Source organism: Citrobacter sp. wls615 (genome assembly GCF_005281355.1).
Classification (GTDB): Bacteria; Pseudomonadota; Gammaproteobacteria; order Enterobacterales; family Enterobacteriaceae; genus Citrobacter; species Citrobacter werkmanii.
In genome coordinates this window covers 52,478-74,419 of sequence record NZ_SZXM01000089.1, presented here as the reverse complement: position 1 = coordinate 74,419, position 21,942 = coordinate 52,478, and the positions used below count along the sequence as shown (strand labels likewise).

19 protein-coding genes and 1 pseudogene are annotated in these 21,942 nt (G+C 52.1%); 13 read left to right on the top strand and 7 right to left on the bottom strand.

Features of this window, described 5'->3' with window-relative positions:
• The first annotated feature begins 279 nt into the window (after positions 1 to 279).
• Together FDX04_RS23510 and FDX04_RS23505 are read left to right on the top strand one after the other, a co-directional pair.
• Entirely contained in the window at positions 280 to 1,878 is a 1,599-nt protein-coding gene (locus tag FDX04_RS23510) for an ABC transporter substrate-binding protein (RefSeq protein ID WP_137371561.1), read from the top strand.
• Positions 1,879 to 1,895: 17 nt separating this feature from the next.
• Entirely contained in the window at positions 1,896 to 2,129 is a 234-nt protein-coding gene (locus FDX04_RS23505; protein ID WP_003020183.1) for a YdcY family protein, read from the top strand.
• An 80-nt stretch (positions 2,130 to 2,209) separates the two neighbouring features.
• Here FDX04_RS23505 and FDX04_RS23500 read toward each other — a convergent pair whose 3' ends face one another.
• Positions 2,210 to 2,659 (bottom strand): DMT family transporter, encoded by a 450-nt coding sequence (locus FDX04_RS23500; protein ID WP_042308290.1) that lies wholly within the window; start codon positions 2,657 to 2,659, stop codon positions 2,210 to 2,212.
• On the bottom strand, positions 2,656 to 3,174 hold the full coding sequence (gene mddA, locus FDX04_RS23495; protein ID WP_137371560.1) for an L-methionine sulfoximine/L-methionine sulfone acetyltransferase: 519 nt from the start codon (positions 3,172 to 3,174) through the stop codon (positions 2,656 to 2,658). Before mddA ends, FDX04_RS23500 begins: the two co-directional genes overlap by 4 nt.
• Positions 3,175 to 3,211: 37 nt before the next feature.
• On the opposite strand from mddA, the gene FDX04_RS23490 reads away from it, so the two are divergent.
• The gene (locus FDX04_RS23490; RefSeq protein ID WP_137371559.1) at positions 3,212 to 3,787 is read left to right on the top strand and encodes an XRE family transcriptional regulator; all 576 of its coding nucleotides are present in this window, start codon (positions 3,212 to 3,214) and stop codon (positions 3,785 to 3,787) included.
• Between the two features lie 57 nt (positions 3,788 to 3,844).
• Positions 3,845 to 4,882, top strand: a complete 1,038-nt coding sequence (locus tag FDX04_RS23485; protein ID WP_061388458.1) for an NADP-dependent oxidoreductase — start codon at positions 3,845 to 3,847, stop codon at positions 4,880 to 4,882.
• A gap of 31 nt (positions 4,883 to 4,913) precedes the next feature.
• Here FDX04_RS23485 and pqqU read toward each other — a convergent pair whose 3' ends face one another.
• Positions 4,914 to 7,034 (bottom strand): TonB-dependent receptor PqqU, encoded by a 2,121-nt coding sequence (pqqU, locus tag FDX04_RS23480; protein WP_137371558.1) that lies wholly within the window; start codon positions 7,032 to 7,034, stop codon positions 4,914 to 4,916.
• Positions 7,035 to 7,295: 261 nt separating this feature from the next.
• Between pqqU and FDX04_RS23475 the strand changes: the two genes are divergently transcribed.
• Entirely contained in the window at positions 7,296 to 8,357 is a 1,062-nt protein-coding gene (locus FDX04_RS23475) for a YncE family protein (RefSeq protein ID WP_137371557.1), read from the top strand.
• 136 nt (positions 8,358 to 8,493) lie between these two features.
• Positions 8,494 to 8,715, top strand: coding sequence for a YgdI/YgdR family lipoprotein (locus tag FDX04_RS23470; RefSeq protein WP_137350234.1), 222 nt, complete (start codon positions 8,494 to 8,496; stop codon positions 8,713 to 8,715).
• Between the two features lie 42 nt (positions 8,716 to 8,757).
• On the opposite strand, the gene ansP is transcribed toward FDX04_RS23470, so the two are convergent.
• Together ansP and FDX04_RS23460 are read right to left on the bottom strand one after the other, a co-directional pair.
• Complete coding sequence (ansP, locus tag FDX04_RS23465; protein WP_038640693.1) at positions 8,758 to 10,200, bottom strand: L-asparagine permease; 1,443 nt, start codon at positions 10,198 to 10,200, stop codon at positions 8,758 to 8,760.
• 282 nt (positions 10,201 to 10,482) lie between these two features.
• The gene (locus FDX04_RS23460) at positions 10,483 to 12,024 is read right to left on the bottom strand and encodes a PAS domain-containing methyl-accepting chemotaxis protein (protein WP_137371556.1); all 1,542 of its coding nucleotides are present in this window, start codon (positions 12,022 to 12,024) and stop codon (positions 10,483 to 10,485) included.
• 515 nt (positions 12,025 to 12,539) lie between these two features.
• Here FDX04_RS23460 and FDX04_RS23455 point away from each other — a divergent pair.
• The 6 genes and pseudogenes from FDX04_RS23455 to FDX04_RS23425 all read left to right on the top strand — a co-directional run bounded on the left by FDX04_RS23455 (position 12,540) and on the right by FDX04_RS23425 (position 19,156).
• On the top strand, positions 12,540 to 13,538 hold the full coding sequence (locus FDX04_RS23455; protein ID WP_137371555.1) for an MsnO8 family LLM class oxidoreductase: 999 nt from the start codon (positions 12,540 to 12,542) through the stop codon (positions 13,536 to 13,538).
• Entirely contained in the window at positions 13,538 to 14,659 is a 1,122-nt protein-coding gene (locus FDX04_RS23450; protein WP_137371554.1) for an amidohydrolase, read from the top strand. Before FDX04_RS23455 ends, FDX04_RS23450 begins: the two co-directional genes overlap by 1 nt.
• A 25-nt stretch (positions 14,660 to 14,684) precedes the next feature.
• Positions 14,685 to 16,943: pseudogene (locus FDX04_RS24255) on the top strand (NtaA/DmoA family FMN-dependent monooxygenase).
• 10 nt (positions 16,944 to 16,953) lie between these two features.
• Positions 16,954 to 17,463, top strand: a complete 510-nt coding sequence (locus FDX04_RS23435; protein ID WP_042308308.1) for a GNAT family N-acetyltransferase — start codon at positions 16,954 to 16,956, stop codon at positions 17,461 to 17,463.
• 9 nt (positions 17,464 to 17,472) lie between these two features.
• Positions 17,473 to 18,399: an amino acid ABC transporter permease gene (locus FDX04_RS23430; RefSeq protein WP_137371552.1), complete on the top strand. Its 927-nt coding sequence runs from the start codon at positions 17,473 to 17,475 to the stop codon at positions 18,397 to 18,399.
• The gene (locus tag FDX04_RS23425) at positions 18,383 to 19,156 is read left to right on the top strand and encodes an amino acid ABC transporter ATP-binding protein (RefSeq protein WP_042308310.1); all 774 of its coding nucleotides are present in this window, start codon (positions 18,383 to 18,385) and stop codon (positions 19,154 to 19,156) included. Before FDX04_RS23430 ends, FDX04_RS23425 begins: the two co-directional genes overlap by 17 nt.
• Positions 19,157 to 19,191: 35 nt before the next feature.
• Here FDX04_RS23425 and FDX04_RS23420 read toward each other — a convergent pair whose 3' ends face one another.
• Positions 19,192 to 20,181, bottom strand: coding sequence for a zinc-dependent alcohol dehydrogenase family protein (locus tag FDX04_RS23420; protein WP_137371551.1), 990 nt, complete (start codon positions 20,179 to 20,181; stop codon positions 19,192 to 19,194).
• An 89-nt stretch (positions 20,182 to 20,270) separates the two neighbouring features.
• Complete coding sequence (locus FDX04_RS23415; protein ID WP_137371550.1) at positions 20,271 to 21,200, bottom strand: LysR family transcriptional regulator; 930 nt, start codon at positions 21,198 to 21,200, stop codon at positions 20,271 to 20,273.
• Between the two features lie 112 nt (positions 21,201 to 21,312).
• Here FDX04_RS23415 and FDX04_RS23410 point away from each other — a divergent pair, with 112 nt between their 5' ends.
• Complete coding sequence (locus FDX04_RS23410; RefSeq protein WP_137371549.1) at positions 21,313 to 21,930, top strand: glutathione S-transferase family protein; 618 nt, start codon at positions 21,313 to 21,315, stop codon at positions 21,928 to 21,930.
• The last annotated feature ends 12 nt before the right edge of the window (positions 21,931 to 21,942 follow it).

Below are 21,942 nucleotides of genomic sequence, written 5' to 3'. Positions count from 1 at the left end.
GTTACCCCTTAGACTTCTTCACACATCTACTTTACGTTTTATAAAAACGAGCAAACGGCGAAAGAGAGGCAAAAAGGGGCTAATTTTCATGGCATAGAGTGTCGGGAAAAATCTTGACGTTTTGAAAAAGACTTAAGGGAAATTAATTCGCTTGTGGTGATGAATTATTCAGCGAAAACCACCGGATTAGAATAACCTGATAGTGATTTGTTATTGGTCAGTTTTTGTCAGCTATGCTCTGATATTCCGGTTAATAATAAAATAAGAAGGCTTATAACCATGATTGCAAGGAAAACGTTACTCGCGCTGGCGCTCAGCGCTGTCTTACCGTCAGGCGCAGCGTTCGCGGCCAGCACGGACACCATCATCTATTGCTCTGAAGCATCGCCGGAGTCATTTAACCCGCAAATCGCCAGTTCCGGTCCCTCATTTGTGGCCAGTTCTCAAGTGCTCTATAACCGACTTATCAACTTTGATCCGGTAAAGAATACCCCAATACCGTCTTTGGCAACGGACTGGACAATTTCTCCCGATGGGAAGACTTACACGTTTACTCTGCGTCAGGGGGTGAAGTTCAACAGTAATAAATTCTTTAAACCCACCCGCGACTTCAACGCCGATGACGTGGTTTTCTCGGTATTACGCCAGAAAGATGCCGATCATCCGTACCACAAGGTTTCTCAGGGCAGCTACGAATACTTTAACGATGTCGGTCTGGATAAACTGATCAAAGAAGTGAAGAAGGTGGATGATTATCACGTTCAGTTTGTGCTGAATGAACCTAACGCCGCGTTTCTTGCCGACTGGGGGATGGATTTCGCTTCCATTCTCTCTGCGGAATATGCCGACGCGATGCTGAAAAAAGGCACCCCGGAAAACGTTGATAACTGGCCGATTGGCACTGGGCCATATGTGTTGCAGCAGTACAAGCAGGATTCTCAAATCCGTTACCTGGCCAACCCGAACTACTGGGATGGCGCCGTTCCAACGAAGCACCTGATATTCTCGATCACACCAAATGTACAGACCAGACTGGCAAAACTGCAAACTAACGAATGCCAGATTATCCCAGCGCCTGCGCCAATACAGTTTGACGAGATCAACAAGAATAAAGATTTGACGCTGCATTCGGTTGAAGCGCTGAACGTCGGGTATCTGGCGTTTAATACCGAGAAAAAACCGTTTGATAACGTGTTGGTGCGTCAGGCGTTGAACTACGCGACCGATAAAAAAGCCATTATTAACGCCGTCTTTTTGGGGTCCGGAACGGTGGCAAAATCGCCCATTCCACCGAATATGATGGGGTTCAATAAAGATCTAAAAGATTATGCTTACGACCCGCAAAAAGCGAAAGATCTGCTCAAACAGGCTGGGCTGGAAAACGGATTCGAAGCGACGCTGTGGTCAATGCCGGTTCAGCGTCCATACAACCCCAACTCCCGACGTATTGCCGAGATGATCCAGAGCGATTGGGCAAAAGTCGGCGTGAAGGCAAAAATAGTGTCGTACGAGTGGGGCGAATATCTCTCCGGAATGCGCAAAGGCGAGCATGACACCGCGCTGTTCGGCTGGATGTCAGACAACGGCGATCCGGATAACTTTGCCGATGTACTGCTGGGCTGCGACAGCATTAAAACCGGATCTAACGCCGCGCGCTGGTGCGATAAAGAGTATAATTCTCTGGTTCAAAAGGCGAAACTGGTGAGCAAACCTGAAGAACGCGCCGCGCTTTACCAGCAGTCGCAAGAGATTTTCTACCAGCAGGCTCCGTGGATAGCCCTGGCAAATGGTAAAACGTTCTATGCCACGCGCAGCAACGTCAGCGGATACAGCGTCAGCCTGATGGGCAGTGATTTTTCAAAAGCAAAATTAAATTAATGAGTTAAGGAGAGGTTATGTCGCATCTGGATGAGGTCAGCGCACGAGTTGATGCCGCCATTGAAGAGAGCGTCATTACGCATATGAATGAATTGCTGATTGAACTCAGCGATGATGTCGCGCTGAGCCGGGAAGATCGTTACACCCAGCAACAGCGTTTGCGTACGGCTATCGCACATCATGGCCGTCAGCATAAAGAGGATATGGAAGCCCGTCGCGAACAGTTGACCAAAGGCGGCACAATCCTTTAATTCGTTATTACTGTTATCCGGCCTGTATATTCAGGCCGGATAAGTTTTGTAGGCCTGATAAGCGAAGCGCCATCAGGCAGTTAAAAAGAGCGTCTCGCGACGAGCCAGGCCCCGACGACCAGCAGCACAGCGCCGCAAACTGGCCCCACCAGCGCACGTAGCGGTACGCCATGACTGCGCAGAATATCCAGCACGAGTCCGCCAATTAACTGGCTGGCTACCAGTACCGCAATCGTGGTGGCAGCCCCCACATTTTGATAGCCGCTGATACTGGCAAATACAAAAAAAGACCCCAGCAAACCGGGGATCAGCGTCCACCAGCGCACGCTGGAGACCAGTTCGCCAAACCCCGCAGCGCCTTGCTTAAACCACAGAATGCTGACAAACAGCACAATCCCAACCAGTGAGTTCAGCAGCATGGCAATCAGGATCGTCGAGGAGGTCTGCGTAATACGCACCATTAAGGTATTTTGCACCACCAGACCAATACCTGCGGCAATCAGAAAGGAGAGGGTCAGCGTCTGATTCATCTGCCGGCATCCGGATCGCGACGATCGTCTAACTGTAACTGCATAAAGGTCAGATCCAACCAGCGACCAAATTTGGTGCCAACCTGCGGCATTTGTGCCGTGATCTTAAATCCCAGCATACTGTGCAAATGTAGCGACGCCTGATTCTGAGACTCAATCCCCGCCACCATCACATGTTTGCCGCACGTGCGCGCTTCTTCTATCAGTCGGCTGAGCAGCGCTCGTCCCAGGCCCTTGCCCTGATGATCAGGATGGACATACACCGAATGTTCAACGGTATGACGAAATCCGTCAAAGTTGCGCCAGTCGCCGAACGAAGCATATCCGGTGACCACGCCGTTTTCTTCACTTACCAGCACGGGATACCCCACCAATTGGCGTGCTTCGTACCACGAGATACGGTTTTCGGCATCGACCGTTTGATCGTTCCAGATAGCCGCCGTATGCAGTACCGCGTGGTTATAAATTTCAGCAATAGCGGCGCAGTCTGCTTTGCTGGCAAATCTAATTGACATGTTGAACCTCAGGGCTTGTTCACTATAGTATTACAATATGAATACTATTGAAGACAGCATAAATCAACGGATCGGTGCAAGAATTCGCCTTGAACGAGAATCTCGCGGCTGGTCTCTGACGGAACTCGCCGAGCGCGCAGGCGTGTCGCGGGCAATGATCCATAAAATAGAGCGCGGGGAGAGCAGCCCCACGGCCACGCTGCTGGGCAGACTCTCCGGGGCGTTTGGAATCAGCATGTCGATGCTGATTGCGCGGGCCGAAATGCAGGAGGGCAAGTTGCTGCGCCTCACTGACCAGCCCGTCTGGCACGACCCGCAAAGTCACTATCTGCGACGCCATGTTTCACCGCGTAGCGATCTACCCATCGACCTGGTACAGATCGAATTGCCCGCCGGAAGCGATATCCCAATGCCAGCCTCTTCCTACGTGCAGGCCAGACAGCTTATCTGGCTACAGCAAGGGGAGTTAGTCTTTGTGGAAGGCGATGTGCGTCATGAAATGAAAGCAGGCGATTGTCTGGAGCTGGGCCCGCCGAATGACTGTCGGTTTATCAATGAAACCGCGCAAACCTGCGTTTACCTGGTTGTGCGATTAAACCATGTCGTGAGCTAAATGCTGGCGCAGGCTGCTACTATTGATGGATTCATGCTAAAAGCAGAGGAGCACATCATGGGTCAACAGACTAATCGTAATCGCCGCTGGGTACTGGCTTCCCGCCCGCATGGCGCGCCAATCCCGGATAACTTCCGTCTTGAAGAAGATGAAGTCGCAACGCCGGGAGAAGGTCAGGTTCTGCTGCGCACCGTTTTCCTTTCTCTCGATCCTTACATGCGTGGGCGCATGAGCGATGAACCGTCTTACTCGCCTCCCGTTGAAATTGGCGGCGTGATGGTTGGTGGCACGGTGAGCCGCGTGGTGTCCTCTAACCATCCTGATTACCAGCCAGGCGAATGGGTGCTGAGCTATAGTGGTTGGCAGGACTATGACATTTCAGACGGTAACGGACTGGTGAAGCTTGGCGATAATCCTGAACATCCTTCCTGGGCGCTGGGTGTTTTGGGAATGCCGGGATTTACCGCCTATATGGGCTTGCTGGACATCGGCCAGCCGAAAGCCGGGGAAACGCTGGTTGTCGCCGCTGCAACTGGCCCGGTGGGCGCAACGGTTGGACAGATTGGTAAGCTCAAAGGGTGTCGGGTGATCGGTGTGGCGGGCGGGGCAGAGAAATGTCGGCATGCCACTGAAGTGCTGGGCTTTGATGTTTGTCTCGATCACCATGCGCAAGATTTTGCGCAACAACTGGCAAAAGCGTGTCCACAGGGGATTGATATTTACTACGAGAACGTTGGCGGTAAGGTGTTTGACGCCGTACTGCCGTTACTCAATACCTCTGCGCGCATACCGCTTTGTGGACTGGTCAGCGGTTACAACGCGACATCGCTTCCGACCGGCCCTGACCGATTACCGTTGCTGATGGCAACCTTACTGAAAAAGCGTATCCGGATGCAGGGTTTTATTATTGGTCAGGATTATGGTCACCGCATTCATGAGTTTCAGCGGGAGATGGGGCGTTGGATTAAAGAGGGTAAAATCCACTACCGTGAGCAGGTCACTGACGGTCTGGAGAATGCGCCGCAGACCTTTATCGGTTTGCTGACCGGGAAAAACTTCGGCAAGGTGGTTATTCGCGTAGCAGACGATGCGTAAAGAGTGCCGGCGGGAGCGATTCCCGCCAGTATCATTCAAAACGCCAGGCCACATTAATACCCACGCCATAGTTTCGTTCTGGCGCCGGTTCGTAGTATCTGTCCCTTGTTTCATTAACAATCACCGACCCAACATAGGTCTTATCAAACAGGTTATCCACCCGACCGAACAGGTCGATCATGAGACTGCTGTAATAAAATTTATAGCCGGTATTCAGGCCAACTACGGTATATGACGGGGCTTTCGCCGTGTTTTCATCATTGGCCATAATGTCGCCCATATAACGCACATCTGCTCCCGCATACCAACCTTCATCTGGCATGTAGCCCAGTGAGGCAAATCCCATGTTTTGCGCTATGCCGGGCAGTCGGTTGCCGTTGCAGTTTTGATCGCCACAGACGTTGCTGCGATAGGTTGCATCGAGCCAGGTCCATGCTGCTTTTACGCGCCAGTTTGTGGCAAAGCGTTGGTCCCAGGATAGCTCGCCACCCTGACGGCGGGTTTTTCCGGCGTTTTTATAAGTCGTACGACCACCGTTGTTACTATCAACCACAATCTCGTCATCGGTATCGGTCTGAAATAGCGCCGCGGTAAAAAGTCCATCGCCGATGCGTGTTTTGCTGCCGATTTCAATAGTGTCATTCGTGGACGGCTGTAAACCCAAATTCATGCCGCTTTGTCCATCGGAACGGTAGGAGAGTTCGTTAATCGTGGGGGTTTCAAATCCTCTCCCCGCAGCCAGATAGACATTCCAGGCGTCAGTCATTGCATACTTCAACGATCCGGCGGGCAACCATTGGTGATAACTTACGTCGCCGCTGTCATCTCCGTTATCAACAGTAATGTAGCGATCGTTGGAATCAAACCATACGGAACTGTAACGAACGCCGGCATCCAGCGAAAGCTTCTTCGTCAATTGCCACTGGGTTTGCAGATAGGGATCGACGTTCCACATCAGGTTACGTTCATTGCGTCGCAGGTCGCCTTTCTGACCGTACTCAGGGACACCATTATCAAGACGATAGTTGTTATAGCCTTTACGGTTTTCACTCATGTTTTCATAGTTCACTCCGGTGGTGAAAGTCACCGGAATCCCCAATTCGCCACGGTGAGTCCAACGGTTATCTATCCCCTGATAATGACGTTGCAAGGTGATGACACCGCCGGCATGAGAAGAATTTAACTGTGGGTCCATTGGGATCGACTGATACTGGGTGGTTTCGCGCTCTCCTGCATAGGCCATGACACTGATATCATCCTGCGCGCTAAGCTGGCGTTCATAGCGCAATCCCGCCTGGGTCTGCTTGATAGTTTTTCGCGTATTGAATTGCTCCGCGCGGGGCGATTGCTGCGGATTGGCATTCCATTCTGACTTCGTCAGGCCACCGGGATCGTCGGCCTTAATATCCACGCTGTTGAAAATCAGGGTTAGTTTACTCACGTCATCAACACGTACTCCCAGTCTGGCGTTAGCCAGATTTTTTTGCGCACTACTGTCATCACGATACCCGTGGGTAGTAAATCGTGTAGTTGAAACGGTGTAATCCACATCCCCTGGCTGAGTACCGTCACCCAGTGCTCCTGTGGCCTTTACACCGTAGCGCCAGGTGCCAAAACTACCGTAATAGCTGCTGGCCTCAATGGTTGGCGGTTCACGCCCTGTTTCAGTACTGACATTAATCACACCGCCGGAAGCATTACCATACAGCGCAGAGAAGGGCCCCCGCAGGACTTCAATATTTTGTACGCTGCTGATATCGATATTGGATGTTTGACCTTGCCCATCCGGCATGGTGGCTGGAATTCCGTCTACGTACATACGAATGCCGCGGATGCCATACGTGGTTCTTGAACCAAAGCCGCGAATCGACAACTGGAGGTCCTGCGCGTAGTTCTGCCGATTTTGCACCTGTAACCCAGGGACGCTGGTCAGCGATTCGGACAGGTTAATGCGCGGTGTTGCCAGACGCATATCTTCACCGGCAACGACGCTGACGGCAGCAGGCGTATCCAGTTCTGAAACAGATTGTGGCGTCGCGCTAACGATCAGCGTTTGCTCGTTTAGCTCACTTTCTGCCGCGGCTAAAGTCGAGAGGAAGACAGGCAGTAAGGAAACAGGAAAGACGGTATAGCGGGCTGAAAAAATCGTCATGAATAAGGCCAGTTTAGGATGCTGACGCCGGAAAACGGACGGTAAGCATGTGAATTTTTCTATAAAAAAGATGAATTTTAGCGCTGCTGAATTGCGGTAATTTTTCGGGCAATGAAAAGGAGTGTAGTCAATATGTGAAGAAGTGCTCCACTTTGCGATGAATAATGATTACTATTCTCATTCTTAAAAAGGCAAAACCATGATTTTGCTCATTGAAGCTATGTGAAGCAGTAACAAACGAATTTATCAAAGGGAGTCGTCATGTCTTTACGTCATCTGTTTTCGCCGCGCCTGCGTGGTTCTTTACTGTTAGGTTCACTGCTCGTGGCATCATCTTTTACGACACAGGCTGCGGAAGAACTGCTGCGCAAAGCCGTGGGCAAAGGTGCCTATGAAATGGCGTACAGCCAGCAAGAGAACGCGCTGTGGCTGGCGACCTCACAGAGCCGCAAACTGGATATCGGCGGCGTGGTTTACCGTCTTGACCCGGTGACGCTCGAAGTGACTCAGGTTATTCACAACGATCTCAAACCGTTTGGCGCCACCATCAATAACACCACGCAAACGCTGTGGTTTGGTAATACGGTAAACAGTGCGGTTACGGCGATGGATGCTAAAACAGGAGCGGTGAAAGGGCGCCTGGTGCTGGATGCGCGTAAGCGTTCTGAGGATGTGCGTCCGCTGCAACCACGTGAACTGGTCGCCGATGATGCTACCAACACGATATACATTAGCGGTATTGGTAAAGAGAGCGTCATTTGGGTAGTGGACGGTGAGACGATCAAACTTCAGGACACAATCCAAAATACTGGCAAAATGAGCACCGCTCTGGCTATCGACAGCAAAGCTAAACGCCTGTACACCGCCAATGCGGACGGTGAATTCATCACTATCGATACCACCAATAACAAAATTCTCAGCCGCAAAAAGCTGTTGGATGATGGAAAAGAGCACTTCTTTATCAACCTGAGTCTGGACACGGCGGATAACCGCGCATTTGTTACCGACTCTAAGGCTGCGGAAGTGCTGGTTATCGATACCCGCAACGGCAATGTACTGGCGAAAGTCGCCGCGCCGGAATCTCTGGCCGTGCTGTTCAACCCAGCGCGCAACGAGGCCTATGTAACCCATCGTCAGGCCGGTAAAGTAAGCGTGATCGACGCGAAAAGCTACAAAGTTGTCAAAACGTTCGAGACCCCAACATTCCCGAACAGCCTTGCGCTCTCCGCAGACGGTAAAACGCTATACGTCAGCGTGAAACAGAAATCCACCCGCGAGCAGGAAGCTACCCAGCCGGACGATGTTATTCGTATCGCGCTGTAATTAACCGGAGGGGGAAACCCCTCCTGTCATTTCTCTAAACCTCACGATACGCCTCGTTACACCCCGCCAGTAGCCTGACTAACTTCAGGGACTTACACTACGCCCTCAACGGCTAACTGAATAACGCGGGAATACCATGAAAAAGCCATTTATGTGTCTTTGTGCAGGCGTAATGCTGTTTACGTTGGCAGGCTGCACGACCAATTACGTTATGACGACCAAAAGCGGACAAACCATTACCACCCAGGGTAAGCCACAACTGGATAAAGATACGGGAATGACCAGCTATACCGATCAGGATGGGAATGCGCGGGAAATTAACAGCAACGACGTCGCGCAGCTCATTGAAGCAGACTAAAAAAGAAGGCCTGAAGGGGTAACCTGTCAGGCCTTTTTATCCTTACGGCGCGGTGCGGTGGATTTCCGCTACGCGTTTACGCACGCCGAACCAGCCTGCAACCAGCAGGATGGCAATTAACGGTAATGATGCGATAGTATAAGTGCCGTTTGGATAATCAAACGCCATCAGCACCAGCACGCTCAGCAGGAACAGCAACGTGAGCCACGAGGTAAACGGCGCACCCGGCAGTTTAAAACTGACGTCTGCGGTTTTACCTTCTTTAATCGCCCGGCGCAGACGCATCTGGCAAACCATGATAAATCCCCACGACGCAATGATGCCCAGCGAGGCGAAATTAAGCACGATCTCGAACACCTGCGACGGCACCAGATAGTTCAGAAATACCCCTACGACATACACGACCAGCGTGGCGAGGATCCCTGCCCATGGCACCTGTTGGCGGCTCATTTTAGCCATAAATTTTGGCGCGGAACCGCCCATCGACATGGAACGTAAAATACGTCCAGTGCAGTACAGGCCGGAGTTCAGGCTGGAAAGCGCCGCGGTGAGCACCACAATATTCATGATGCTGCCGATATAGGGCACGCCAAGTTTGGAGAAGAAGGTGACAAACGGGCTTTGTCCCGCCTGATAGGCGTTCCAGGGCAGAAGCAGAACCAGCAGGACCACTGAACCCACGTAGAACAGACCGATACGCCAGATAACGCTATTGATCGCTTTTGGCACCATCGTTTGCGGATCTTTGCACTCACCAGCGGCAGTGCCGACCAGTTCGATGGAGGCAAACGCGAAGACGACTCCCTGGACCAGCACCAGCGCTGGCAGCAGGCCATGCGGGAAAAATCCGCCGTTGTCGGTTATCAGGTGAAAACCGGTGGCGTTACCATCCAGCGGTTTTCCGCTGCCTAAAAAAACGGTACCCACCACCAGGAAAATTACAATCGCCAGCACTTTGACCAGCGCAAACCAAAACTCCATCTCCGCGAACCACTTCACACCGATCATGTTCATGGTGCCGACAATGGCCAGCGCCCCGAGGGCGAACACCCACTGCGGTACGTCGCCAAATGCGCCCCAGTAATGCATATACAGCGCAACTGCGGTGATATCGACAATGCCGGTCATCGCCCAGTTGATGAAATACATCCAGCCCGCAACATAGGCGGCTTTCTCACCTAAAAATTCGCGGGCGTAGGAGACAAAGCTACCGCTGGAAGGGCGGTGCAAAACCAGTTCGCCGAGCGCGCGAAGAATAAAGAACGAGAAAATACCGCACACCAGATAGACCAGCGCCAAAGCGGGGCCAGCCATCTGCAAACGTGCGCCTGCCCCTAAAAACAACCCGGTACCAATCGCGCCGCCAATGGCGATCATTTGTACCTGTCGATTCCCCATCGCTTTGTGATACCCCTCTTCGTGAGCATTCAACCAGCGTCGTTTCGCCGCATGTTGTTCCGCGGCTTGCGTGTTGTGTGTGTTCATTACTTTTCCTGTTGACCTGACAAAAATACAAAATCCTTTTTGCCGCACCTGCTGCGGCGAAAACAGCGTTACCCTTCATTGTGTTACGGGGGGAAAACTGCCGGCCGAGCATCCTACATTCAATTGTTCACTTGCGCAAAGCCCCGATAACAAGAATGCAGCATTTTTGTGCAGCCGGAACTGGCGCGGTGTGGCCTCGATTCAGCCAATAAAAGAGAGGGGGCGTTTAACCAGCTAGAGGAGTGCGCTTATCAAGACATTCGCCCGGTAAGCGCCGTAACGTTATGCTGATGCGCCAAAGACCTGAACGGCCTGCTGTAAGCGTGATGAACGCTGGGTCAGATCGGCGGTAGCGTCAGTGACGCGTTCCACCATTTCGGCGTTATTATGTGTCATGGCCCCCACGCGTGAAATCGAATCGTTAATCAGATCCAGCGCCTGGGTTTGCTCTCGCGTGGCCAGACTAATATCTTTGATCATCATCGATATCTGCAAGACATCACCAATCATGCCGGTGAGATGCGTTTCCGTTTTCTCCACCATTTTGACGCCGCTGTTAACATTGGCGACGTTCTTCTCGATCAGTTGTTTAATCTCTTTTGCCGCGGACGCTGAGTGCTGCGCCAGATTGCGCACTTCTGCCGCCACAACGGCGAATCCACGCCCGGATTCCCCGGCTCGTGCGGCTTCAACCGCGGCATTGAGCGCCAAAATATTGGTCTGAAAGGCAATGCTGTCGATAACGCCAATGATGTCGACGATCTGTCCGTTGTCACGTGATATCGCCTGCATCATGGCGATAGTTTGTTTCATGATATCGCCGCCTTTCGCTGCGTTGGCGCTGGTTTTATCGGCCATGGTCATGGTGTGTGCCGCAGTCTCAGCGGTTTGCTGTACCGCGCTGCCAATTTCTTCGAGGGCAGCAGCAGTTTGTTGCAGGTCAGCGGAGGTTTCTTCTGAACGTTTGTGCAACGCAGAACCTTCTTTTGACACCCGCTGGCTAATTGCGCGAATACCGGATAGTTGCGTACTGACGTCATCGACCAGCGAATTCAAATTAAGCCCGGACTGATTAACCAGACGCATCAACATTCCGATCTCATCGACCCTGTTTAAATGACAGTTATCAGGTTTACGACCCGACACCACTTTTTTCATTTGCGTCAGTAGCGTATTAACTGGCTGACAAATTTGATACTTAAGGTAAATAGCCAGTGCCAGAAAAAGCACCAACAGCCCACCTGCCTGAATAAAGAGGGGGGCGGGGATAAAAATTAATAACAGCACCAGCAGGGCAGCTACCCCTAAACTATAATTAACTCGCTGACTAATACTCAGCCATTTAAACGCAGAAACCCATGCCAATATGCCACGACGAATGACAAGGCCTTTAAAAAGGCGAAAGTGTTTAAACTGCTGACTATTTATTTTTTGATATAAGTTTTCACTCTGTGTTATTTCATCGCGCGAAGGAACCGTCCGTACCGAGATGTAACCGGTGAGTTTTTCATGATGCCAGACCGGTGTCACGTTGGCTCGCACCCAGTAATGGTCACCATTCTGCCGCCGGTTTTTCACCATTCCCGTCCAGCTATCTCCCTGCTGTAGCGTGTACCACATATCGGCGAACGCGGCGGGAGGCATGTCAGGATGCCGAATAATATTATGCGGTTCGCCCATTAACTGATGCTCGTTAAATCCGCTGGCGTCGATAAAAGCGGTGTTAGCGTAGGTAATATGACTTTCTTTATCTGTCGTCGAGAGCAACGTCGCTTTATCGTTAAGTGCATACTCAATTTGTGTAACGGGCATGTTACTTTTCATAGAGGCCCCATGATGGTATGTATAATTCATACAAAAATCCCCGCAATAAAAATCGGGGGATATTAAAAACTGTATTAAACCGTTTTAATAAGAAACGCTGTATTCTCTACTAATCATCATTGCTGTGGAAGTGCTTAAATTAAAAAATCCTATATGTACTATCCATTAAGCGTCATAAAAGTGAAACATTTAATACAACCGCATAACCTTGCAAGTCGTTTAACCTGACTTAACGTAAATCGCGCTAAAAAACGTTTTCGCAAAAAGAAAACAGGCATGAACTTATTTTGATGTTATTTCCGTGAGAGTCGTGCCCCTATTATATTTTGTAGGTCATAAATTTTGCATGTTTTCCATTGAGTGTTCTGACCAGTCAAGGAATCCACTGGTATTATCCCTGATGGCAACAGGGCTGGTTATCTACTTTTTAGCTGAGCAAATGTGAATTAAGTGTTTCATTATGGTTATTTGATAATTTAATAATAAAGACATGTTAACAAATATGGGCCTGTAACATGTCATATCGCCTGAGTATTCTGGATAAAAGCCCCGTTGGGGAAGGAGAAACTGCCATGATGGCGCTTGCCCGGACCTTGCGTCTGGCGCAACTGGCAGAAGAGTGGGGATACCATCGTTTCTGGATCGCGGAACACCATAATACACCCCAGCTGGCCAGCCCGTCGCCGGAGCTGGTGATCGCCTGGATCCTCGGGCAAACCCAGCGTATCCGCGTAGGTTCCGGCGGCGTGATGCTGCAGCATTACAGCCCGTACAAAGTGGCGGAAAACTTCAATCTTCTGGCATCACTGGCACCGGGGCGTGTTGATCTTGGTGTCGGAAAAGCGCCAGGCGGCTTACCCCTGTCGACTCAGGCGTTACAGTTGGGACTTCATGCGGATGAAAAAGGCAGTTTTGCTGACCAGCTTTCCCAGCTTAACGCCTGGCTGGCGTTAAGCGGAACGGAAAGCGGGGAAGCGGTATTCCCAACGCCAATCCCACCGCAACCGCCGGAAGGATTTGTGCTGGGAGCCAGTGTGCAAAGCGCTCAGTTGGCAGCGCAATACAACTGGAATTTCATCTTCGCGGCACACCTCAACGGTGACAGAGCGTTATTGCGTGACGTTTTGTCCTTTTGGCAGACCCACAGTACACGCCCGACGATAGTCGCCGTCCAGGTGATTGTGGCTGACAGTAACGACACCGCCGCGCAGCTTGCCGAAAATGTGCAGATCTGGGGCGTGGAACTAGAAAATGGGCAACGCGTCACAGTTGCCAGCGAAGAGCAGGCGCTGGCATTCGCTGCGCAGGCTGGCAGTTCTCCCCGCAAAATCGCACGTCGTGAACAGGCCTTATTATACGGTACCGCCCACGACGTGCTGGCAAAACTGAACGGCCTGCACGCGCAATTTGGCATTAATGAGTTCATTATCGACACGCCAGTGGCAGAGGGGCACGCGCGTCTGACGTCGCTGCGTTTGTTGGCACAAGCCCATAACTCCGTGGAGGTGGTCTGATGACGCTGGCGACAACGCTTATCAACTGGCGTCGTGAATTGCATCAACACCCCGAACTTTCTCTGCAGGAAGTGGCGACGACGGCGCGTATTCGCGACTGGTTGCACGGTGCTGATGTCCAGATTCTGCCATTCAACCTGAAAACCGGTCTGGTCGTGGAAATTGGTCAGGGAGAAGAGATCATCGCATTGCGGGCGGACATTGATGCCCTCCCGATAGAAGAAAGCGCCGATGTTCCGTTTCGCTCACTCACACCGGGGGTGATGCACGCCTGCGGGCACGATATTCACACCAGCGTCATGCTTGGCGCCGCACTGCTGCTTAAGCAGCAGGAAGCTGACTTACCGGGGCGAGTCCGTATTTTGTTTCAGCCCGCTGAAGAAAGTTTTGGTGGCGCAAAAACACTGATTCGCGCCGGTGCTCTGCAAAACGTCGCGGCTATTTTTGGCATGCACAATGAACCGGGGTTGCCGGTAGGAGAGTTCGCTACGCGCGGTGGTGCATTCTATGCCAATGTTGATCGCTTTGTGCTGCGCATAAATGGCAAAGGCGCACATGCGGCGCGTCCGCATGAAGGCAAAGACGCCATCCTGCTCGCCAGCCAACTGGTAACAGTTTTGCAAAGCGTTGCCAGTCGCGATGTTAACACCCTGGATTCAGTGGTGCTCAGCGTGACCCGTATTCAGGGAGGAAACACGTGGAACGTGCTGCCAGAGTCCGTAGAGCTGGAAGGAACGCTCAGAACGCATCGCATTGAAGTGCAGCAGCAGGTCAAAGCTCGGGTTAATGATATCGCGGCCGGATTTGCCCACGCTTTTGGCGCACAAATTGATGTTATCTGGCACGCGGGACCGACTGCGCTGGTGAACGATGATCGTTGGGCTGATATCGCCACTGCCGTGGCGAAACAATCAGGCTACGCCACCCACCATGCCGACCTGCATATGGGCGGGGAGGATTTTGCCGTCTACCTGCAAAATACGCCTGGGGCGTTCGTCAGTATTGGCAGCGCCAGCGAATACGGATTACATCATCCGGGATTTAATCCGGATGAACGTTTAATAGAACCCGCCGCGCACTATTTTGCTCATTTAGCAAAAACGGCATTCGCACACCTTTAATTTTATCTGTTGGGTAGGGGTTATTATGGCTGAAAATCGGCAACTACGGCTCGGCACTATTCTGCATGGCGCATCGGGAAATATGTCTGCATGGCGTCATCCGGCAGCGCAGGCCGATGCCAGTATTAATTTTGACTTTGTTAAAGAAACGGCGCGTATTGCGGAAAAAGGGAAGTTGGATTTTATTTTTGTCGCCGATGGTCTGTATATTAATGAAAAATCAATCCCGCATTTTTTAAATCGTTTTGAGCCGTTAACGGTATTATCCGCTTTGGCCAGCATCACCCGAAATCTGGGACTGGTTGGCACCGTCTCCACGTCATACAGCGAGCCCTTTACCACCGCCCGGCAGTTTGCCAGCCTCGACCATCTCAGCCAGGGTCGTGCCGGATGGAACGTGGTGACGTCGCCTCTGGAAGGGTCGGCAAAAAACTATTCCCGCGCCCAGCATCCAGAGCATGCCCAGCGTTATCGTATTGCCGATGAATATTTACAGGTAGTGAAAGGACTGTGGGATTCCTGGGAAGATGATGCTTTTACCCGTAATAAGGCAAGCGGAGAGTTTTTTAATCCGCAAAAATTGCACACGCTTAACCATCATGGGGATTATTTTCAGGTTGCCGGGCCGTTAAATATCGGGCGAACACCACAAGGCCGTCCAATTATATTTCAGGCTGGGGCTTCATCCGATGGCAAGAAATTAGCAGCGCAGCATGCTGATGCCATTTTCACTCATCAGGAGTCGCTGGCAGAGGCTAAAGCGTTCTATCAGGATGTAAAAAGCCAATTAGCAACCACCGAGCGCGGTCCCGATCAACTGCATATATTCCAGGGCGTCAGCGTTATTGTTGGCGACAGCGCAGAGGACGTGGAGCAGCAGTATCAGACGACCGCTGCGCTGGTTTCCATCACTGACGCACTGAACTACCTTGGCCGCTACTTCGAACATCATGATTTTGCCCAATATCCGCTGGACGCACCGTTCCCGGATCTGGGATCCCTCGGACAAAACAGCTTTCGCAGCACGACCGATGAGATCAAGCGCAATGCGCGCGAGCGTGGATTAACGCTACGTCAGGTTGCTCTGGAAGCAGCCAGCCCGCGTCCGCGTTTTAGCGGCACGCCTCAACAGGTGGCCGACGGACTTCAGCAGTGGTTCGACGAGAAAGCCGCTGACGGTTTTATCATTCAGGGAGGAACGCCGGATACCTTCCCACGATTTGTTGAGCAGGTTATCCCCGTGCTTCAGGCTCGTGGTCTGTTCCGCCATGAATATCCCGGTACGACCCTGCGCGCAAGCCTGGGATTAGCAACACCTGCAAATCAATTCACACAATAAGAGAAAAACGCTATGCAGAAAAAATCAGTATTCCTCGCGCTGTCGCTGGCTTTCAGCGCGACCGTCTGGGCAAATGACGTGACCATTAACGGCACGGGCGTAAGCCTGGAAGCCAATAAAACGCCGATTAATACGGCAAAAAATCCGCAGGCGATTGCGCAATTACCCGCGAACCTGCACCTGGCCGTTCCGGGCAAATTTACTGTGGCGATTGCCGGGCTCAGTCAGCCGCCGCTGACCGTATTTGCCGATGACAATAAAACACTGATCGGCAGCGAGGCGGACATTGCCCGTCTGGTGGCAGACAGTTTGGGTCTGGAACTCAACGTTGTGCCTACATCATGGGAAGATTGGCCGCTGGGGGTCACCTCCGGCAAATACGATGCCGCGATCAGCAATATTACCGTCACAAAAGCGCGCAAAGAGAAATTCGATTTCGCGACCTATCGTAAGGACTCCCTGGGCTTTTATGTCAAAACCGGCAGCAAGCTGAAGAAAATCGAGCAGGCGGAAGATATCGCCGGTCTGCGCATTATCGTCGGTTCGGGGACGAACCAGGAAGCCATCCTGCTGGCCTGGAACGATGAAAACGTGAAGAAAGGATTACAGCCGTTTACGCCAGTGTATACCAAAGATGATGCCGCCCAGACTCTGGCCCTGCAGTCAGGTCGCGCTGATGCCTACTTCGGTCCTAACGTTATCGGCGCGTGGAAAGCCGCGCTCAACGGTAAAACGCAATTGGTGGGTAGCGTTGATGGCGGTTGGCCAAAAGCGGCACATATCGCCGTGACGCTGAAAAAAGACAGCGGTTTGGTTCTGCCTGTGCAAACCGCCCTCAACGGCGTGATTGGCAACGGCGACTACGACAAGGTACTGAACCGTTGGGGGGAAGGGGTGGAACGCATTCCGCAATCTGAAATCAACCCAGCCGGGTTAGGCGACTAAGGAGGTCATCGTGAGCGATCAATTTCGCGTGGTCTCACCTGAAGCCAGCGAGCTGCAACCCATTTTGAACGGTCTGTTTGGTGAATATGCCGCCCGCTATGGCGATTATTTTTCTCGTGACGCAGAGGTGGAACTGACCGAATGGTATCTGGCGCCGCAGGGGCTGTTTGTGGTCCTGGAGCGTGGCGGCGAGATTATCGCCACCGGAGCCTACAAACCTTACGACAAAGACACCGCCGAGATTAAGCGTATCTGGACGAAAAGCACGCTACGTCAGCAGGGACTGGCGGCGCGCGTGGTGCAGGAACTGGAGCGTCGGGCGCTGCTCGCGGGCTACAGCCGGATATATCTGACCACAGGATTTCGCCAGCCGGAGGCCGTCCGGCTGTATTTAAGTCAGGGCTACGATCCGCAATTTGATACGGCGCGGGATCCGGAAGAGTACAGCCAGCCGCCGTTTGATGGACGACTGCGCTTTACCAAACTGTTGACCATCGCCGGTCAGGCCAGAATTGCCTGAGGAGATAAAATGAAAACGACTGATAGCATTAAAGTCGTACCGGCGCGCTATCCTATGCGCACCGTGGGAGCGGTTGTTGCCTTGTTTGTCCTGGCGGTGATTATCCAGTCCGTGGCATTTAACCCGCGCTGGGAATGGGCCGTATTTGCCCGCTGGTTCTTTGATCCGGTTATCTTGTCCGGTCTCGGGCAAACATTGTTGCTGACGCTTATCGGTACGCTGTTGAGTATTATCATCGGCGGTCTGCTGGCGCTGGCGCGACTTTCATCTTCCTGGTTGCTGAACGGTCTGGCATGGGGATACATCTGGCTGTTTCGTTCATTACCGTTGATTGTGGTGCTAATCGTTCTGTACAACTTCTCCTATCTGTACGACACGTTGACGATTGGTATTCCATTTACTCCGCTTCAGTGGGGCAGTTTTGAGACCATCAATGTACTCGGCCAGTTTTCCACTGCGGTAGTCGGCCTGACACTGGTGCAAAGCGCCTATACCGCTGAAATTATTCGTGGTGGATTTTTGGGCGTTGATCACGGTCAGTACGAGGCCGCTGCGGCGCTGGGCTTACCGGCATGGCGACGTACGCTGCGAATTATCCTGCCGCAGGCGCTGCGCACTATTTTGCCTGCCGGGTTCAATGAAATCATCAGTCTTGCGAAAGGGACGGCGATGGTATACGTGCTGGCCATGCCGGAGTTGTTCTACACCATCCAGATGATCTACAACCGCACGCAGGAGGTGATCCCGCTGCTGATGGTCGGCGCGGTGTGGTATCTGGTGATCACCACCGTCCTGTCGCTAATTCAGCACCTGGTCGAACGCGCGCTGGCACGTAGCGAACGACGTTCAGCGATCAATACCGCCCGGGTGAGTCGTGCAGAAAAACGCAGTCGTCAACGTCCACAGCAGGAGGCCGCCCATGTCCCACTCGCCTGAAGGCCATATTTCTATTACCGGCGTCAGCAAATACTTCGGCCGCCATAAAGCGTTGGATAACGTATCGCTGGAGATCCCGCCCGGTACGGTAACCGTTATTCTTGGCCCATCCGGTTCCGGGAAATCCACGCTTTTGCGGACAATCAACCATCTGGAGCGTGTGGATGAAGGGTTTATTCAAATTGATGGCGATTACATTGGTTATCGTCGGCAGGGAGATAAGCTGTATGAGCTGAAAGAGGCGGAAATTTTGCGCCAGCGCGTCAACGTCGGCTATGTGTTTCAGAACTTTAATCTATTCCCACACCTAACAGTGCTGGAGAATTTGATTGAAGCGCCCATTGCACACGGACTGGCATCGCGTAAAGCCGCCACCGAGCGGGCATTAACCCTGCTTGATGCGGTAGGGCTGCGTAATAAAGCCGATGCCTGGTCGCGTCACTTATCCGGCGGACAACAACAACGTATCGCCATTGCCCGTGCACTGGCATTAAATCCGCGCGTCATGCTGTTTGATGAACCCACGTCAGCGCTTGACCCCGAACTGGTGGGCGAAGTGCTGGATGTGATTAAAACTCTGGCGCAGTCGGGAACCACGCTGGTTGTGGTAACGCACGAGATTGGCTTCGCCCGGGAAGTGGCGGACCAGGTGGTGTTTATGGTCGATGGCAAAATTGTCGAGCAGGGCAGCAGCGAACAGGTGCTGAATCATCCACGCCACACGCGCACTCAGCAGTTTTTGTCGAAAGTGCTTTGATACACATTGCGGCACAAGGCTGTGCCGCACAGGGGTTATACAGTGACGACGATTTTGCCTACCTGACCGTTGGCTTCCATGTATTGATGTGCCTTGACGATATCATCAAAGGCAAAGGTTTTATCAATCAGTGGCTTGAGCTGCCCGGACTGCAATCCTTCAAAGATAAACCGTTTCGCTCGCGAAAGTTTTTCTGCGTCCGAGGTGATTTCAAAAATTTCATAACCACGGAAAGTCAAATGGCGACCGAGGATCTCAATGACCGGTATAGAAAGGTCGCGTGCATCAAGCGAGCCATATTGGAAAAAGATCCCACCGGCTGGCATTGCCTGGGCAATTTTTGCCACTCCCGGGCCACCGACCGGGTCGAAGACCACTCGGGTTCCTTTGCTATCAGTAATCCGTTGAATCTCAGCCACCAGATCCTGCTCCTGGCTTGCAATAACCTCTGCCGCGCCCAGTTGCAGTAGCTGAGCTCGTTTCTCACTGGTCCGCGTCATCGCAATAGGCTTTGCGCCGAGCATATTAGCAATCTGAATTGCCGCCAGTCCGACGCTACTGGAAGCAGCATTGATCAGCACATTATCTCCAGGTTTAATATCCGCATATTCAACCAGCGCACCAAATGCGGTCACATACATCATCCAACTGGCGGCAGCTTCGGCAAAGCTGAGGTTTTGCGGATGTTTTACGACCGCGTGTGCCGGGGCATTAACGACTTCTCCATACATACCATATTGATGAAAGCTGAAAGCCGGGATGACGCTAACATCATCGCCAGGTGCAAACTCACGTACGTTGTCTCCTACGGATTCAACGACTCCGGCAGCTTCATAACCCAACCGTGCCGGGAAATTAGGTTGGTAAATATACTGGCCTGTGCGGTACATAATCTCCGCACGGTTGATACCAATAGCCCGTACGCGGATCTGAACCTCATTCGCACCAGGCGCGGGAACCTGCATGTCCTGAATCTTCAAGACGTCAGCGCCACCAATTTGATTAAAAACTACGACCTTAGACATAGCAGACCTCAGTAAATTGTTCTGTATTGGGTCCGCACAATTTAACGATTCAGATGAGAGTGAAAAACCGCAGTTGCGGAACTTCACTATTACTGATTTTGTAATAATCCCTGAAGCCGCAGTTTTTGTTGGCTAAAAAGTTCGCACAGCCAGTCAATGAATACCCGTACCCGAGGGGCGAGATGACGTCTGTCCGGGTAAAGCACTGAAACCGGTTTTGATTCCCCGGTGTAATCGGCCAGTACCTCAACGAGCTGACCCGACTGGAGGTAGGGGGCCAGCACGGCATGCACACCGCGGATGATGCCGAGCCCCGATAAACAGCCGGTCAGCAATATATCGGAGTTATCAACGCTAATCCGTCCGGTGGGCGTGAATGATAAAATTTCACCTCCGCTGATGAAGGTCCACTCCAGCGCTTCGCGGTGACGCTCGCTGAAAAAGTTAAGCGCCTGGTGTCGGGATAAATCCTCTGGCGTCTGCGGTACGCCATGTTGTTGCAGATAATCCGGTGACGCACAGGTCACCATCTTTACTTCACCAAGCTGCCTGGATATCAGGGAAGAGTCTTGTAACTCGCCGATACGGATCATGCAGTCGATGCCTTCGGCAAGCATATCGATTCTACGGTCGGTGGAGGTGAGCACCATCTCGATATCAGGATACCGCGACTGGAAATCTTTCAGCGCAGGAACTAACACGGAGTGCGCCAGCGACAGAGGTGCATTAACCCTGAGTTTTCCGCGTGGCGGGCGAGTTGGCGAGAAAGAGGCCATGATGTCATCAACGTCACTGAGCAGTATTTTTGTACGTTGATAAAAAGCGTCACCTTCATCGGTCAGCGACACTTTACGGGTTGTGCGGTTAAGCAACTTGGCCCCCAGCTCGTCTTCAAGGTGCTGGATGGCTTTGGTCACTGCGGGGCGATGCAGGTGTAACACGTCTGCAGCTCTGGCAAATCCCCCTTGCTCAACAACCTGTATAAAAATGGTCATGTATTCAAACATACTCGAACGCATCGCTTATTATCTCCCGGTATCCGATCATTGTTATTATGAGAGTAATAATCATGTCTGCATAGGTTGTTGAATGCTGCTCTACACTTAGGGTTTTAACGTTGAGGGTTGCAGCATGATTAAGGTCTATGGGGTGCCGGGCTGGGGATCGGCCATCAGTGAAGTGATGCTCACACTGGCGGAGATCCCTTACAGTTTTATTAATGTCGACGGCTTTGATAGCGATGGTCCTTCGCGGGAACTGCTTAAGACAATGAATCCGCTATGCCAGGTGCCCACACTGGTACTGGAAAATGGCGAAGTCATGACGGAAACAGCGGCGATCGCCCTGATGATCCTCGATCGTTGTCCCGAGCTTTCGCCCTTTGTTGGGCGCAGCGAGCGTCAGCAGTTCCAGCGTCTGTTGATATGGCTGGTGGCAAATGTCTATCCCACGTTTACTTATGCCGATTATCCTGAACGCTGGGTGCCGGATGCTCCGGCGCAGTTGAAAAAAAATTGTATTGAGTACCGAAAATCTCTCTATATGTGGTTGAATAACCAGCTAAGCGCCGAGCCGTACGCGTTCGGAGAGCAGTTAACCTTGCTGGACGTTTATATTTGCGTGATGCGCAGCTGGGGGCCGGGACATGACTGGTTCCAGGACAATACGCCGAATATTAGCGCCATCGCCGATGCGGTTTGTCAGCATCCGAGGCTACGTACTGTGCTGAAAAACAATAAGATTATTTGAGAAAACACGCTT

Coding starts and splice junctions, on each gene's coding strand:
- FDX04_RS23510 (WP_137371561.1), top strand. CDS start 280: ATGATTGCAAGGAAAACGTTACTCGCGCTGGCGCTCAGCGCTGTCTTA.
- FDX04_RS23505 (WP_003020183.1), top strand. CDS start 1,896: ATGTCGCATCTGGATGAGGTCAGCGCACGAGTTGATGCCGCCATTGAA.
- FDX04_RS23500 (WP_042308290.1), bottom strand. CDS start 2,659: ATGAATCAGACGCTGACCCTCTCCTTTCTGATTGCCGCAGGTATTGGT.
- mddA (WP_137371560.1), bottom strand. CDS start 3,174: ATGTCAATTAGATTTGCCAGCAAAGCAGACTGCGCCGCTATTGCTGAA.
- FDX04_RS23490 (WP_137371559.1), top strand. CDS start 3,212: ATGAATACTATTGAAGACAGCATAAATCAACGGATCGGTGCAAGAATT.
- FDX04_RS23485 (WP_061388458.1), top strand. CDS start 3,845: ATGGGTCAACAGACTAATCGTAATCGCCGCTGGGTACTGGCTTCCCGC.
- pqqU (WP_137371558.1), bottom strand. CDS start 7,034: ATGACGATTTTTTCAGCCCGCTATACCGTCTTTCCTGTTTCCTTACTG.
- FDX04_RS23475 (WP_137371557.1), top strand. CDS start 7,296: ATGTCTTTACGTCATCTGTTTTCGCCGCGCCTGCGTGGTTCTTTACTG.
- FDX04_RS23470 (WP_137350234.1), top strand. CDS start 8,494: ATGAAAAAGCCATTTATGTGTCTTTGTGCAGGCGTAATGCTGTTTACG.
- ansP (WP_038640693.1), bottom strand. CDS start 10,200: ATGAACACACACAACACGCAAGCCGCGGAACAACATGCGGCGAAACGA.
- FDX04_RS23460 (WP_137371556.1), bottom strand. CDS start 12,024: ATGAAAAGTAACATGCCCGTTACACAAATTGAGTATGCACTTAACGAT.
- FDX04_RS23455 (WP_137371555.1), top strand. CDS start 12,540: ATGTCATATCGCCTGAGTATTCTGGATAAAAGCCCCGTTGGGGAAGGA.
- FDX04_RS23450 (WP_137371554.1), top strand. CDS start 13,538: ATGACGCTGGCGACAACGCTTATCAACTGGCGTCGTGAATTGCATCAA.
- FDX04_RS23430 (WP_137371552.1), top strand. CDS start 17,473: ATGAAAACGACTGATAGCATTAAAGTCGTACCGGCGCGCTATCCTATG.
- FDX04_RS23425 (WP_042308310.1), top strand. CDS start 18,383: ATGTCCCACTCGCCTGAAGGCCATATTTCTATTACCGGCGTCAGCAAA.
- FDX04_RS23420 (WP_137371551.1), bottom strand. CDS start 20,181: ATGTCTAAGGTCGTAGTTTTTAATCAAATTGGTGGCGCTGACGTCTTG.
- FDX04_RS23415 (WP_137371550.1), bottom strand. CDS start 21,200: ATGCGTTCGAGTATGTTTGAATACATGACCATTTTTATACAGGTTGTT.
- FDX04_RS23410 (WP_137371549.1), top strand. CDS start 21,313: ATGATTAAGGTCTATGGGGTGCCGGGCTGGGGATCGGCCATCAGTGAA.